Origin of the sequence: Paenibacillus uliginis N3/975, assembly GCF_900177425.1 — a bacterium.
GTDB classification, from domain to species: Bacteria; Bacillota; Bacilli; order Paenibacillales; family Paenibacillaceae; genus Paenibacillus_AQ; species Paenibacillus_AQ uliginis.
Window position 1 is genome coordinate 1939617 of the sequence record NZ_LT840184.1, and the last position, 13331, is coordinate 1952947.

The window sequence follows — 13331 nt, forward strand, 5'->3', positions numbered from 1 at the left end:
GTGGAGTATCAGAAAAGTGACCGTATCTATACTGATGGGCCTGTTGATTGCTTTGGCTGGCGTCATTTGGTATATGGTTCCGAAGTCTATTCATCATACAGTAGAAGGGGTGAAGTATAGGCTAGGGATAGAGAACAAGGACTTCGAAGAGTCTGTCACCGTCAACATCAATGGTAAGATGAAGCGGAATTTCAAAGGGGAAAGAATTTTTACGGGGACCATCCATATTGAAAATGAAGAGCCTCCCGTACCTGTCAATCAGAGAGAGCTCGTTATAAAATTTTTCGGAGATAACAGTCCCGCGTTAATTGCTTACAGAGGTTATAGTGATAACAGCTTATATGCTTATAACTACGGAACAATGTACACAAATACAGATATGAGCGAGTTTACAATAGAGGTGTTTGAGGAATCCGGTTCAGGTGGGCGTGGCTGGAACGGGGGAGATGGACTGATGATTTCAGCACCGGCCAGCGACCGCACGGAAGCCCTCGAAATATCTAATCGATATTTTATGACACGCTGGAAAGATCAGGTTAAACCGCTAGAATAAATGGAGGGAAGTACAATGACACAGAAGTGGCTTGAGTGGGCGAAGGAGATTCAGGCGATCAGCCAGGCGGGCCTTGCCTATTCCAAGGATGTTTATGATAAAGAACGATTTGAACAGCTGCGAGAACTAAGCGTTTCTATTTTACATGAATACACCGATATGGAGCATGAGAAGATTCGAACATTATTTGCGAGTGACAGCGGATACCCGACACCGAAGGTGGATGTGCGCGGGGTTGTTTTTCAAGAAGAGAAAATTCTACTAGTCAAGGAAAGGCTAGATGGAGCATGGGCACTTCCGGGCGGATGGGCGGACATTGGGCTATCGGCAAAAGAGGTTGCCGTAAAAGAGATCAAGGAAGAGTCCGGTTATGATGCTCGGCCTGTCAGACTACTGGCAGTGCTGGATAAGAAATTCCATAATCATCCGCCTGCATCTCAGCATGTATATAAGATGTTTATCCAATGCGAACTAACTGGGGGAGAAGCGGCAGGTGGAGTAGAGACCTCAGAGGTTGGTTTCTTTAGCGAAAATAACTTGCCGGAATTATCGCTGGAACGTAACACCAAGGAACAGCTTCAGCAGATGTTCGAGTATCTTCGGAATCCGGCGAAAGATGTGTGGTTTGACTAGCATTGCACTTGATGAGTGTAATGGCATTTCCGGTTAAAGCCATTTGATGTATACTATTAACAGCAGATAACACCTAAGATAAGATTTATATTAGACACCAAGCTTAATCGTGCTTGGTGTCTTTTTTGCTAGATAAGGAATGATAGGTTGATGATGAATGGCTGAACACAGAAGAGAATTTCTGGTACAACAAACTGGCTAACTATTATTTCATGTGGTTTCATGTGTTCGAGGATGAGATAAACCACCGGGGACAGATCCGAATGATCCGAAAAAGATTGAAGCATTGAAAAAGTTAGTAGGCGCTGTTGGGACTAACATCATAATGTAAAAGGAGTGAGCCATTTGAGGCTGTGTGATATCAGATACGGAAGTTATACTTCATATTATTAATGATGCCGCGCAGGCATACAAAGATGTTATACCTGAGGATCGATATCATGAGCCTTATATGACACACGAAGAATTGGTACGGCAATTCCGTTTTATATTAAAAATGGTTTCACTCTCGTATCGGAGGAACAGAAGAATACATTGCTTCAAACGTACTGGAATATTCCTGAGAGACAAGTTGAAACATCTGTCGTGTTAAGCAGCAGAGAGAATACATAAAGGTGGGTAAATCTTTTGATTAAGATTGCAACAGAAATTGGAATCATGGCACCTATTCACATTTGTTTTGATTTTGCCAGGGATATCGATCTTCATACACAGACTGTGTGGCCTCATACAAAAGAACGTGCGGTTGAGGGAGTCACGAGCGGCATGATCGGACAAGAAGAGTTTGTCACTTTTGAAGCGACCCACTTTTTGATCCGGCAGAGGCTGTCTTCACAAATTACGGAGTACAAAAGGCCGTATCTTTTTGTAGATACGATGAGCCGTGGAGCATTCAAAAGCCTGAAGCATGAGCATCATTTCATCGATTTAGGGATTACGACGATCATGCAGGATGTTCTTTATCTGGAGGCGCCGTTGGGCCCCCTCGGATGGATTGCTGAAAGAGTTGTGCTGAAATCGTATATGCGTCAGTTTTTAATATACCGAAATCGAGAGTTAAAGAGCAGAATCGAGGAGTACAGCCGGGAATACTACTAACTGGGGGATAGAATACATGCAAAAAATTCGCGTTGGTATCATTGGAGGTGGGTTTGGGGCGTCAGTACACGCTCCTATATTTCAAATGCATGAGGGTTTTGAAGTGGAGTGTATTGCCAGTGTTCATCGAGGTCTCAGTGAAAAGGATATGCCCAACATTAAACAATACACCGATTGGAATAAGATGCTTGAAGCGGAGGAACTGGATTTAGTATCTGTTGTTTCTGCTCCAGTACATCATTGTTCAATGACAATGGAAGCACTGAAGAACGGATTGCATGTATTATGTGAGAAACCACTAGGAATGAACTCGGATCAGACTCGGTTAATGATGAATGAAATCATCGGAACCAAGTGCAAAGGGTTTGTAAATTTCCAATGGAGATTAACGCCTGTCAGACAAAGGATCAAACAAATTTTGAAGAATCGTGAACTTGGCAGTATACATCATATGAAGTACCAGGGGATTTTTTCTGGATATGAAGCGTTAGCGACTCAACCTAGAGGATGGGAAGGGCAAAAAGAGTCTGGTGGAGGACATTTATTTGCTGTAGGCTCGCATATGCTGGATTCAATGATGTGGTGGATGGAAGAAGAAATCGACCATGTATACGCTAGTATGAGAACGGTTGTCCCTAGCTTTTCAGGAGCTACTGAAATAGAAAATAGGAACACAGATGATGCATTTTCAATCATCGGTAGCTTTAGTAATGGTACTTCTTTTACGTCTGATGTCTTTTATCCCGGTATTAGAGGTACGGGTTGGACTCTCGAGATTTACGGCAGCAAGGGAACTTTGATCATGAGGAATGACCAGTCTATTGAATTAAGTTTTGGTGGGGATTTTAAAGAGCTCAAGATCAACCAAATGGAACCGCCATATGAATTAAAAGCTCCACTTAAACATTACTATAGTGTGTTTTATCCAATGGTAGATTTAATACATAAATCGATAAACGGTGATGATGGACTAGTCGATTTACCAACTTTCGATGATGGACATAAAGTTCAATCTGTACTTGATGCAATCATAGCATCCGCGAACACACAGTCAAGAATCCAAGTGAGCTATAGTCGCTAGAACATAAAGGAGGACTTAATATGAAAGCACAAAAGCTCAAGTCAGGTGATGAGATCCGTATCCTGTCACCCTCACGGAGTATGTCTATTATTGCAAAAGAACAACGGAAACTTTCCGAGCAACAACTGCGTGAGATGGGGCTCACTGTAGCATACTCCAAGCATTGTGAGGAAAGTGACGCGTTTAGTTCATCGTCCATCGAATCCAGAGTTCAAGATTTACACGAAGCGTTTCTGGACCCAAATGTTTCGGGCATTCTCACAACGATTGGCGGTTACAACTGCAATCAGATACTGAGTTATATTGATTATGATATTATCGCTTCGAATCCGAAAAGATTGTGCGGATATTCCGATATTACGGTACTAAGCAGCGCTATTTATGCTAAGACAGGGTTGATTACGTATTCGGGTCCGCATTATTCAACCTTTGGCATGCTTCACGGGATTGAATATACGACCGAATATTTTTACAAAATGATGTTCCAAGAGGGGGCAGTATCAGTACTTCCTTCAGCAGAATGGAGTGATGATGCCTGGTATATGGATCAGGAGAACCGGACGTTTATCCAGAACGATGGCCCTTATGTCATTAATGAAGGAAAAGCGGAGGGTGTAATCATCGGTGGTAATCTGTGTACACTCAACCTGCTGCATGGGACAGAGTTTATGCCGAGTTTAGAGGGCGCCATCTTGTTTCTTGAAGATGACTTGGAATCGCAGCCACCGACGTTCGATCGTGATTTGCAATCACTCATTCATCAGCCTGGGTTTAATGATGTTAAAGGAATAGTTATCGGACGGTTCCAACCGTCATCACAGATGAACAGACAACTCCTGCATGATATTATCAAATCCAAGAAAGAACTGGAACACCTGCCTGTAGTAGCCGACGTTAACTTTGGACATACATCACCGCAAATTACGATTCCTGTCGGTGGAGAAGCAACCCTTGAAGCATTCGGGAAAGAAGTGAAGCTAAGTATTACAGAGTAAATGGCGATGGAGGAATAGAAAATGAGACGTCTTCAGATAGGGATGTGGCATCAATTCACGCTGAATCGATGGAACGATATATCGAATGATTTCATTAGCGGAATGGAGATTTCGAAGTATCTGAGTAAAGAAGCTGTTGAAGAGGTAAGCCGATTCTGCATGAACGAAAACCTCAAGTTTGGTGTTCACGGTCCTATTCTCGGTACATATGGCTACACGCTGCCTACTCTGAATTCTCCCGATCCGGAGCAATATAGAGAGGCATTAGAACGAATAGCGACAGAAGTTAAGCTTGCGGCAGAGTGTGGGGCAGATTATATTTTGTTCCACTATCCATTCTATCCGACTTATCAGCAGCCTTATGTCCCTTATCTGAAACTTCCGGATTCATTGAATCGATATGAGTATGATCAATTAAGTAAGTCCAAATTTCGGGACATTTCCGAACGGCTGTTTGAGAGGTTATCCGAGCTGCAGCAGCAGTACAGACAACGTATTGTGCTGGAGCATGATTTTTTCGGGAATTACGAAGATGTATTTATTCAATCGTTTTTAAATAATCCCGACATCGGTCTGGTTATCGACACGGCAAGGCTGGATATCGCACGCCGAGCGTTTGAGGGTTTTGATCCGTATAACTTTATGGAGACTTTGGCTTCTCAGGTTTATTTGGTGCATTACAGCAATGTCGTTTACTCGGATGATACTTTTAAACATCATTTGCCAGTGCTGCCTGAGCATGACGAGGATGAAAGCTACGGAGATTCTCATCGATATCTTGAATATTTGTCTGACCGGAATCAAGAGTTTCACCTTACTTTCGAGCACAACCATGAACTGATCAGTAAGGATCAATTGTTTGAAGAATATGAGAGAACTGCACGGCTGCTCGGACTAACATCAGTGTCATATCGACACTTATAGGAGGTACGGCGATGACCATTGATTTCCATGACGGGAAAAATAAACATACCTACGCTGCAAGAACAGCCGATCACGAGTGGATTGAACTTTTGCGACCATATGTCGGTAACAATCCTGGGGTTGCACTCGATATCGGATGTGCTGGCGGGATATACAGCAAGGCATTGGCAGATTTGGGAGCGAGCCGTGTCATAGGTATGGATTTCTCCAGATCCAATCTGGATGGGGCAAGGGATAACTGCAGCTCTTACGATAATATAACTTTTATGCAGAGGGATGCGCTTGATACCGGTTTGCCAGAGCAGAGCGTGGATTTGATCTTGGAGCGGGCTCTTATTCATCACATTACGGATCTAGATGCCTGCTTCAGGGAAGCTTCTCGTGTGCTAAAGCAGGGCGGATTGATCATTGTGCAGGACAGGACCCAGGCAGATTGTCTTCTTCCTGGAAGTGTGAACCACATTCGCGGATATTTTTTCGAGAAATACCCTAGATTGATTCAGAAGGAAACGGAGCGGAGACATACGAGTCTTGCCGTGGTACAAAGCCTTTCTGCGAATCAATTTGAACAGATTGAAGAGATTTCCTTCTGGGAAACGCGTAGAACCTATCATGATATAGCCGAACTGGAGCAAGACCTGCTGAATCGAACAGGCCGATCTATTCTTCATGACCTGAATGATCATGAACTTGGGGAGCTCGTTGCCTATATACTTGAAAAATTGCAAGATAGGCAAGACGATGAAATAAAGGAACAAGACCGATGGACCCTATGGATTGCCAAACGGAAGAGCTGTTAAATCCATGTGGAACAACGTTAGATAAACTCTGATACGGATTTATATCAAACTGCTGGAGGACACTATGGATTTTATCATTAGAGAAGCGAAGCAGGATGATTATAAAGGTAGTTTTATGAAGAGCATTGATCTAAATGACGATCAGCTGATGCAGATTCAGGCTTCGACATTGTATGTTTTGGATGAAACAGGGCGGATGATTAGAATAAACGAACCGGGCGAGACAGATTCACCTGCGCTTTTTATTGGGAAAACACATAATTCCATGCATACGTATATAAGTGATCGCTTACCCGAGGCGATTGCAGAAGAGCTAAATGATCATATCAAATCATCTATAAATATCGTAATGCTATGTGAAATCATCGGAAAATATAGTGCAGTGAAAAATGTATGGATTGGTCCAGCTTACGCATACCTTCACAGCATCCCACCGTCTATGGAAGATGAACAGGTAATGGTGATCAATGAAAATAATGCTCATATGCTTAGCAGACATTTTGATCATTTAACGCTTAAGCTCACAGAACATCTGCCGATAGTCGGTTACGTATGGGACGGTCAAGTGGTCTCACTATGTTGCTCCGCCCGAATCTCAGACCGAGCTACTGAAGCAAGCCTTTCAACCGTAGAAGATTTCAGGGGGAGAGGACTGGCTGCAAAGGTAACTGCAAAATGGATTGGCGAAGTATTAAAGCAAGGTCGCATACCGCTCTACAGTACGTCCTGGGACAATTTGAATTCTCAACGAGTAGCTCAAAAGTTAGGGCTTCATCCGTATGGGATGGATTTTAATATTACGGTGGAGTGAGAGGAGTGCCTACTTTCATGGAAGTGAATGGAAGTTATAAGGAGCTTGAAAGTGACTTTATTCATTGGGTTGACACGGTCGATGATATCAGAGCCGCAGTAATTGTTGGATCCAGAGCTAGATTAGATCATCCAGCAGATGAATGGTCTGACTTGGATATCGTCATATTCACGTCTCGATCGGATTTTTATATTGGCAACGATGCCTGGTTGAAAGAGATAGGTAATCCTTGGACCAGTTTTGTATCCACCACTTCAGGTGGAGATGTTGAACGGTTAGTGTTATTTTCAGGCGGGTTGCAAGCTGACTTTGTAATTAAATCGGATACCGAACTTATCAAGATACAAGAAGGAAGCATACCCGAAGGTTTTAACAGAGGATTCCGGATTATTGTAGATAAGGATTCTTGTCTAGCTCAGATTACTGATGGAAAGACAGAGGTATTATCTATTAATCCTAAACCTGTTCACAATGAGGAGTTTCTTCAAGTGGTGAATATGTTCTGGTTCGCTTCCATGTATGTCGCGAAGCAGATACTGCGCAACGAATTATGGATCGCCAAAACCAGAGATACAGATATGAAACAGTTGCTCTTGAAAATGATGGAATGGCATGCAGTAGCTGTGCACCATAAGCAGGATATATGGCATGCCGGTAAATTTATGCGTGAATGGGTCGAAGCTGACGTAATGGATCAGCTTGATCGTGTCTTTGGTCGTTTCAATCAGGAGGACAGCTGGACAGCATTGATCTCAACCATGAATCTGTTCCGCGACCTTTCTCTGGAAACGGCAGAGAAGTTGAATATAGACTACCCGGATGAGCTTGATTTAAGGGTCACAACATGGATTACCGGGGTGCAAGAACAACAATGATATGAAACGAAATCTTTGGATTAACTTATACAGGTAAGGCCTGAAGAAACTCTAATGTCCTCTAAATGGGAGAGGAGTACCTCGTATGCTGAACAGTCTCATAATCGTATTTGTTCTGACGATGGTCATCCACACGGCGGAAACATTGTCCTATTCCGCCCGGTATGCCGGCGTAAAGTTGAACAAAATTGCTGTCGCCTTGTCTCTGACGGGCATTATTGTGCTTGTATCGAGAACCTCCAACCTGATTCAGGCTCCGCTGACAGCTAAATTTGTAGACTATGCCCGAATAGATTCTTCCTTTGATGTACTCCATTATTTTCGATTTATCCTGCTTGCAGCATCTGTTGGCACCTTGATTGCCATAGCGCTGTTTCCCACGTTCGTGAACCTATTCGCCCGAGTTATAGCGAAGCTGGAAGTGGCTGGATCGATCCCCAAACTCATTTCCAGCGTAACGATAGGTCAGCTCAAAAATACGAAGCATTATTTTAGAAAACCAGCACTTAAGATCAGCCAGTTCCGATATTTGGGCATTCCCAATCGGTTTATTTTTCTTAACATCGTGGTAACGGCTTTTTATACCGTAGGTGTGCTGTCTTCTTTATATGCGGCACATATCGTGCCTGAGTTAAGCACAACGGCTTCACAAGCCTCGGGTATCATTAATGGTATAGCCACCATTATATTAACGATATTTATCGATCCCCAGCTTGGCCTCATTACAGACAAAGCAACACATCAATCGGAAACGAGAGATCAGCTCGGCAAGGTATTTACACTGTTAATGGTCACACGCTTTTTTGGAACGATGCTTGCACAGCTAGTTATCGTACCTGCTGCTTATTTGATCAGTATGGCTGTTACTTTACTATAGGGGGGGATCTCGATGATTAATTTTCGTTTTTTACAGGAGCAGGATCAGGAATCTGTGAAAAAATTAATGAAGGAGTATCCTCTTCAGTTCCCGGATTTTGTGACTGAGATGTATCCAGAACGTTGGGCCATTTACCTATCTGATCGTGATTTGACAAAGTCGCAGTACGTTGTGGCTACAGATGAGAGGGAGCAAATGGTAGGTCATGCAGGATACATTCATAACGATGACCTAAGGCTGTATGAATTCGTTGGTGTAGTCGTGTCTCCTAAACATCATAGACAGGGAATCGGAAAGGACTTGCTGAAATCGCTATCCCTATTGTTAAAGGCACAAGGAATTAGCAGGGTCATGTTATCTACGTTAGGTCACCCGGGAAATGAGGAGACATTGGCCTTCTATCGTTCTTTGGGTTATCAGGAACTGAAGTACGAAACGGATTATTATACGAAAGGGTTCTCACGTGTGACCTTTATTAAAGATTTATAGCAGGTTTGGGGATGAATATGAGCAAAAAAAGGATTGTGATTGAATCCGTAGTGTTTAGTACTGTCATTTGTTTCGGCTATATTCTGTTTATGGTCATTCAAGGTTATATACTCACGAAAAATGATGTGCCTGATATTATAAACAGCTACAACAATGTTGAATATTTACAGCAAAAGGTTGCTTTCGGTGTAATCAACAGGGGTGGTGGATGGATTTATGCCATCGGAGCTTTTATCTTGCTTGCTCTTACATACGGTACGATAAGATGGAGACTAAAGAGAAAGCTGTGATCAGAAGCATAATAAGTTGTTTATCCATTATGAAATTAGCGGTCAACATGACTAAATCAATAAAATGAACATAAATATGATACACAGAAGGAGGTTTAACATATGTTTGTCCAAGAAGTGCTGAAACAGATGAACACCCAACTGGCGCGAATTGAAGTTTGCCTTAACCGTCTCTCGGATGAACAGATCTGGGAGCGAGTAAACGGAGAAATGCTAAGCATCGGAAATTTGTGCATTCATCTGGCCGGTAACGAATACCAGCATTTCGTGAGCGGAATCGGTAACAAGCCGTTTATCCGGGAACGTTCTAATGAATTCTCGATGAACGGTGGAATGAATGTTAGTGCGATTCTTACCCGGATGAAAGATGTCCGTCAGCAATCGGAATCTGTATTGGATGAGTTGCTAGATCAGGATTTACAACGTGAAGTACAGATATGGTACGACCCTGAGGATTGGAAGCGAATGAGAGTTGGAAATACGGAAAGCTCAGATTCTTATTATGTACGCCCGATTCAAAGCCATCTGTTCTATGTGGCTGAGCATTACGGATATCATACCGGACAAATTGTTTATTTGACAAAGCTTTTGGCTGAAGGGAAAGGCCCGATTACAGATACGAGACATTAGAATATACCAGCAGAATAACTACCACTAAATGCGGCCAGCCTTCTTAGAGGTAAGTAGATAGATTTTTTTCTTCCCATGATGCTCATCACATTTCAACTCGGTCCGGTTATCCGTTTCAGGTGAAATTTTGAGGAAAAGGGGTTTGTGAAAAAATGGCCAAGTCTAAAAGAGGACACTCCCTATGGCATTTGCCTGCCCGCGGTCGGGGCACTTGCCCAGTATGCCGCAGTACCCGCATTAAACTGCTGTATCCACGAACCAAATCCGACGGCACGTCTTTAAAAGTATGCAAGCGGTGCGACAAAGCATCGCAGACCAGGATTGATGCGGCGATTTAACAGGGTACCTGCATAAGGTCGAGAACACAATAAATTTTTTGCATATCGATGGGAAGGACCATCGGTAATTTTGCACTATAGAACCGCCAGCGCTCGTTCATCGAGCAGCTGGCGGTTTTCTTAATTTGGCCAATCTAAATGTAAAAACAATTTGACATACAGAGACGATGTATTATAATTATGAGTGTAAAAAGTTTTTTACATTTCTTAAGAAGAAATATGAAACTCTCTCAGGAAGAACTCGCAAATATATGTGGCGTTACATTATTTATTTATGAGGAGGAAGTCAAATGAAATTACGAAAAGCTGATGAAATGGAGAAATATCAGAGTGACCAATCTGCAAAATATGGATTTATCTTTTATACCTTAGCATTATTGATTTGGTCACTTTATGGTTTTTTCATTAAGGGTGATTCTGGTTGGCAGATGACAATCTTATTGATAGGATGTGCTGTTTACTTTTGGTCAAGAGTTGTTTACAACCGAAAGATGAATAATTGATTACTAAAAGACCTTCGCAATTTGAGGGTCTCTTTTTCACTATAAAAACAACAATATATTTTAACAGACCTTAAATTTATTAATTGCTCTAGTGCTACGACATTTTATGTCGTAGCACATGTAATATAATAAAATTGCTTCCCATATTAAGGAAGACGTTCTAAGATGAGATTAGATGAAAAGAGGTTAGCAAAGAATGTCCAAACCTAAAAGAGGGCGCTCCCTCTGGAACTTACCTTCACGTGGCAGAGGTACATGCCCCGTCTGTCATAGCACCAGAATCAAGCTGCTATATCCTCGGACGAAAACAGATGGAACAGCCGTAAAAGTGTGTAAACGGTGTGATAAGGCACCGCAGTCGAAGGTAGATGCTATTTCAGCCAGCTGATTTAGCTGGCTGAGTCGGAAGGAGCGCGCCCGTTCCCTATATAGGGAGCGGGCGTTTTATGTTGGTTACAATGGCAAAGGGGAGTTGGCACCGTTATGAGCAATATGCACCGGATACACTGGTTCGATCAGCAGATTCGGGAAGGAAAATACCCGAATAGTCGTTTATTGGCTGAGGAGTTTGAGATATCTACGCGCCAGGCGCAACGTGATATTGAATATATGGAAATCTCGTTACGGGCCCCACTGAATTACGTTGCCAAAAAAAGAGGCTATTGCTATGAGGATAAAACGTATCTTCTCCCCCTTCTTTATATGACCGAAGAAGAAAAGAGAGTACTTAACTACCTTGCCCATCGTTATAGAAGCTATGATTATGAGAATTCGTCTTCCGTCCGAAGGGTTGCGCATTTGCTTGGACGTTTTACGGACGAGCAGCAGTTGGAAAGTACCCGTCTTCCGGTATTTAGCGTTAGCCCGCAAGTGTTGCGATTTTTTGAGCTGCTGACTCATGCCGTTCGGGATTCACTTATTGTGCAAATATTGTATAGAGGAGAAGAGGGCGAAATATTTATTATAGGATGCCCGCTTCAGCTTTTATCTAAATATAGTGCAGATTATGTTCGTATAAACTGCATTGAACAACATACAGACGTTGAATTGCGTCTGGACCGGATCAAGCATTTGAAAGTGACTGAGGAGAAGGTCGAAATGATCACGCCCAGTCATTTGTATGGAAACGTAGATGCCCTGCGTACAAGATCAAAACCTTTTCAGGCACAGATGGTGTTCAGACAGCCGATTGTCTGCAATACGTGGTATGGGTATCCTGCTCATGAAATCGAAAATCGTACATATCGAATTGATTTTTATGAAGTAGAGCTGTTTATGCAGGATCTGATGATTCATATGACCGAATGGCAGGAGTTGTCCTCACCCAAATGGCTAAGAACTAAACTTAGGAGCCGCTGCGAGTCCATAGTGGAACAATTGGATTTAACGAATGCACATTCAACTGACACATTAAAGGAGTAATGTGGGTGTTATGAGCGGGATATATTTGGATCATCTCGATATGAAAAGAGAGTCGAAATCGTTTACAGACAGTCTTTATGCTGTACTGACATCGAGGGGTCTTTTTCAGGGACCGAAGTATATGTTGTCAGGTCTTACAGGAATGGCCTTTAAGTTTACTGTGCATGAGAGATTGCTGCCGATGTCTGTGTCGGCCTATGGACAGTTGGGGACAGAGCATTTGCCGGCTATAGACAACCTTGGAATTTATACCGTAAGCGATGGAGGCTATACAAGACATCCGACATTTCAGCGCTATCAGCAAGAAGCTGTACAATGGGTAAAAGAAAGCTTGAGCCAAGGCATAGGTGTCATTTACTGGCTTCCGGAATTCGGCGTGATTCGTGGATATGATGATGAAGATGAGGTCTTTTTTATACAAGACGGTTATTCTTTCGAAGATCAGATTGTACTCTACGACAATTTTGGATTGAATAGCACAGATTTCTGGTATATTCAGTTGCTGGGAGAAAAAGTAGACGTCCCGCTAAAAGATATGATACTGGAATCTTTGAGGCTTGCTATACAAGATTGGGATATCCCTCATAAAACACTTCCTTCGAAGGATATCGCTTCAGGCAAACTGGCTTATCATTTTCTTGTGCATGGATTGGAGAGCGGCACGTATGACGAATTTGGTGCAGTCTATATTTTGGACACCTACATAGACTCCAGAATTGAGATCAGAAATTATTTGCGTGAAGCAGTCGTGCTGTGGCCTGATCTTCAGTCAGCTTATGAACTGTATTCACAGCTGACACAAGTCATAGGAGAGCTGGCGAATTACCTAACGGACTCGCAAAACGGAAGACAGATAAACAGGGCGTACATCCCGGTACTCATTGAAGCTCTGCTTGCGGCTAAAGATATAGAAGATCAGGCCGTCAATCAATTCAGAGATATTTCCAGACGTTACCCCGACCCTAAGCGAAGCACGATTCCAAGGTGGGGCGCACATATGGTTCGATAACGA

Annotated in this window: 18 protein-coding genes and 1 pseudogene; all 19 read left to right on the forward strand. The window is 42.7% G+C overall.

Annotation, left to right across the window (positions count from 1 at the left end):
• The first annotated feature begins 16 nt into the window (after window positions 1–16).
• The 19 genes and pseudogenes from B9N86_RS09135 (at window position 17) to B9N86_RS09210 (ending at window position 13328) form a co-directional block, all read left to right on the forward strand.
• Window positions 17–553: a hypothetical protein gene (locus B9N86_RS09135; RefSeq protein ID WP_208918741.1), complete on the forward strand. Its 537-nt coding sequence runs from the start codon at window positions 17–19 to the stop codon at window positions 551–553.
• Window positions 554–568: 15 nt separating this feature from the next.
• Window positions 569–1186 carry an NUDIX hydrolase gene (locus B9N86_RS09140; RefSeq protein ID WP_208918742.1) on the forward strand — a complete coding sequence of 206 codons (618 nt, stop codon included), beginning with the start codon at window positions 569–571 and terminating at the stop codon, window positions 1184–1186.
• Window positions 1187–1338: 152 nt separating this feature from the next.
• Window positions 1339–1476, forward strand: a pseudogene (locus tag B9N86_RS30210) (DinB family protein); the annotation flags it as partial.
• A 337-nt stretch (window positions 1477–1813) separates the two neighbouring features.
• Window positions 1814–2284 carry an SRPBCC family protein gene (locus B9N86_RS09145; RefSeq protein ID WP_208918743.1) on the forward strand — a complete coding sequence of 157 codons (471 nt, stop codon included), beginning with the start codon at window positions 1814–1816 and terminating at the stop codon, window positions 2282–2284.
• 16 nt (window positions 2285–2300) lie between these two features.
• A complete protein-coding gene (locus B9N86_RS09150) occupies window positions 2301–3365 on the forward strand; it encodes a Gfo/Idh/MocA family protein (protein WP_208918744.1) in 1065 nt (354 codons plus the stop codon).
• 20 nt (window positions 3366–3385) lie between these two features.
• The gene (locus tag B9N86_RS09155) at window positions 3386–4360 is read left to right on the forward strand and encodes a S66 family peptidase (RefSeq protein ID WP_208918745.1); all 975 of its coding nucleotides are present in this window, start codon (window positions 3386–3388) and stop codon (window positions 4358–4360) included.
• Window positions 4361–4381: 21 nt separating this feature from the next.
• Complete coding sequence (locus tag B9N86_RS09160; protein WP_208918746.1) at window positions 4382–5284, forward strand: TIM barrel protein; 903 nt, start codon at window positions 4382–4384, stop codon at window positions 5282–5284.
• 11 nt (window positions 5285–5295) lie between these two features.
• Window positions 5296–6084: a class I SAM-dependent methyltransferase gene (locus tag B9N86_RS09165; RefSeq protein WP_208918747.1), complete on the forward strand. Its 789-nt coding sequence runs from the start codon at window positions 5296–5298 to the stop codon at window positions 6082–6084.
• A gap of 64 nt (window positions 6085–6148) precedes the next feature.
• Window positions 6149–6895: a GNAT family N-acetyltransferase gene (locus B9N86_RS09170; protein ID WP_208918748.1), complete on the forward strand. Its 747-nt coding sequence runs from the start codon at window positions 6149–6151 to the stop codon at window positions 6893–6895.
• A 17-nt stretch (window positions 6896–6912) separates the two neighbouring features.
• Window positions 6913–7770 (forward strand): aminoglycoside 6-adenylyltransferase, encoded by an 858-nt coding sequence (locus B9N86_RS09175; protein WP_208918749.1) that lies wholly within the window; start codon window positions 6913–6915, stop codon window positions 7768–7770.
• A gap of 85 nt (window positions 7771–7855) precedes the next feature.
• Window positions 7856–8647, forward strand: coding sequence for a lipid II flippase Amj family protein (locus tag B9N86_RS09180; RefSeq protein ID WP_208918750.1), 792 nt, complete (start codon window positions 7856–7858; stop codon window positions 8645–8647).
• Window positions 8648–8659: 12 nt separating this feature from the next.
• Window positions 8660–9136: a GNAT family N-acetyltransferase gene (locus B9N86_RS09185; protein ID WP_208918751.1), complete on the forward strand. Its 477-nt coding sequence runs from the start codon at window positions 8660–8662 to the stop codon at window positions 9134–9136.
• Window positions 9137–9153: 17 nt separating this feature from the next.
• The gene (locus B9N86_RS09190; protein ID WP_208920179.1) at window positions 9154–9426 is read left to right on the forward strand and encodes a hypothetical protein; all 273 of its coding nucleotides are present in this window, start codon (window positions 9154–9156) and stop codon (window positions 9424–9426) included.
• A 102-nt stretch (window positions 9427–9528) separates the two neighbouring features.
• A complete protein-coding gene (locus B9N86_RS09195; RefSeq protein WP_208918752.1) occupies window positions 9529–10056 on the forward strand; it encodes a DinB family protein in 528 nt (175 codons plus the stop codon).
• Window positions 10057–10208: 152 nt separating this feature from the next.
• Window positions 10209–10394, forward strand: coding sequence for a hypothetical protein (locus B9N86_RS30215; protein ID WP_241929856.1), 186 nt, complete (start codon window positions 10209–10211; stop codon window positions 10392–10394).
• Between the two features lie 290 nt (window positions 10395–10684).
• Complete coding sequence (locus B9N86_RS09200) at window positions 10685–10897, forward strand: hypothetical protein (protein ID WP_208918753.1); 213 nt, start codon at window positions 10685–10687, stop codon at window positions 10895–10897.
• 196 nt (window positions 10898–11093) lie between these two features.
• Window positions 11094–11285, forward strand: a complete 192-nt coding sequence (locus B9N86_RS30220) for a hypothetical protein (protein WP_244563019.1) — start codon at window positions 11094–11096, stop codon at window positions 11283–11285.
• Between the two features lie 95 nt (window positions 11286–11380).
• The gene (locus B9N86_RS09205) at window positions 11381–12319 is read left to right on the forward strand and encodes a helix-turn-helix transcriptional regulator (RefSeq protein ID WP_208918754.1); all 939 of its coding nucleotides are present in this window, start codon (window positions 11381–11383) and stop codon (window positions 12317–12319) included.
• Window positions 12320–12329: 10 nt separating this feature from the next.
• Window positions 12330–13328, forward strand: coding sequence for a hypothetical protein (locus B9N86_RS09210; RefSeq protein WP_208918755.1), 999 nt, complete (start codon window positions 12330–12332; stop codon window positions 13326–13328).
• Window positions 13329–13331: the final 3 nt, after the last annotated feature.

Coding starts and splice junctions, on each gene's coding strand:
- B9N86_RS09140 (WP_208918742.1), top strand. CDS start 569: ATGACACAGAAGTGGCTTGAGTGGGCGAAGGAGATTCAGGCGATCAGC.
- B9N86_RS09150 (WP_208918744.1), top strand. CDS start 2,301: ATGCAAAAAATTCGCGTTGGTATCATTGGAGGTGGGTTTGGGGCGTCA.
- B9N86_RS09155 (WP_208918745.1), top strand. CDS start 3,386: ATGAAAGCACAAAAGCTCAAGTCAGGTGATGAGATCCGTATCCTGTCA.
- B9N86_RS09160 (WP_208918746.1), top strand. CDS start 4,382: ATGAGACGTCTTCAGATAGGGATGTGGCATCAATTCACGCTGAATCGA.
- B9N86_RS09165 (WP_208918747.1), top strand. CDS start 5,296: ATGACCATTGATTTCCATGACGGGAAAAATAAACATACCTACGCTGCA.
- B9N86_RS09170 (WP_208918748.1), top strand. CDS start 6,149: ATGGATTTTATCATTAGAGAAGCGAAGCAGGATGATTATAAAGGTAGT.
- B9N86_RS09175 (WP_208918749.1), top strand. CDS start 6,913: ATGGAAGTGAATGGAAGTTATAAGGAGCTTGAAAGTGACTTTATTCAT.
- B9N86_RS09180 (WP_208918750.1), top strand. CDS start 7,856: ATGCTGAACAGTCTCATAATCGTATTTGTTCTGACGATGGTCATCCAC.
- B9N86_RS09185 (WP_208918751.1), top strand. CDS start 8,660: ATGATTAATTTTCGTTTTTTACAGGAGCAGGATCAGGAATCTGTGAAA.
- B9N86_RS09190 (WP_208920179.1), top strand. CDS start 9,154: ATGAGCAAAAAAAGGATTGTGATTGAATCCGTAGTGTTTAGTACTGTC.
- B9N86_RS09195 (WP_208918752.1), top strand. CDS start 9,529: ATGTTTGTCCAAGAAGTGCTGAAACAGATGAACACCCAACTGGCGCGA.
- B9N86_RS30215 (WP_241929856.1), top strand. CDS start 10,209: ATGGCCAAGTCTAAAAGAGGACACTCCCTATGGCATTTGCCTGCCCGC.
- B9N86_RS09200 (WP_208918753.1), top strand. CDS start 10,685: ATGAAATTACGAAAAGCTGATGAAATGGAGAAATATCAGAGTGACCAA.
- B9N86_RS30220 (WP_244563019.1), top strand. CDS start 11,094: ATGTCCAAACCTAAAAGAGGGCGCTCCCTCTGGAACTTACCTTCACGT.
- B9N86_RS09205 (WP_208918754.1), top strand. CDS start 11,381: ATGAGCAATATGCACCGGATACACTGGTTCGATCAGCAGATTCGGGAA.
- B9N86_RS09210 (WP_208918755.1), top strand. CDS start 12,330: ATGAGCGGGATATATTTGGATCATCTCGATATGAAAAGAGAGTCGAAA.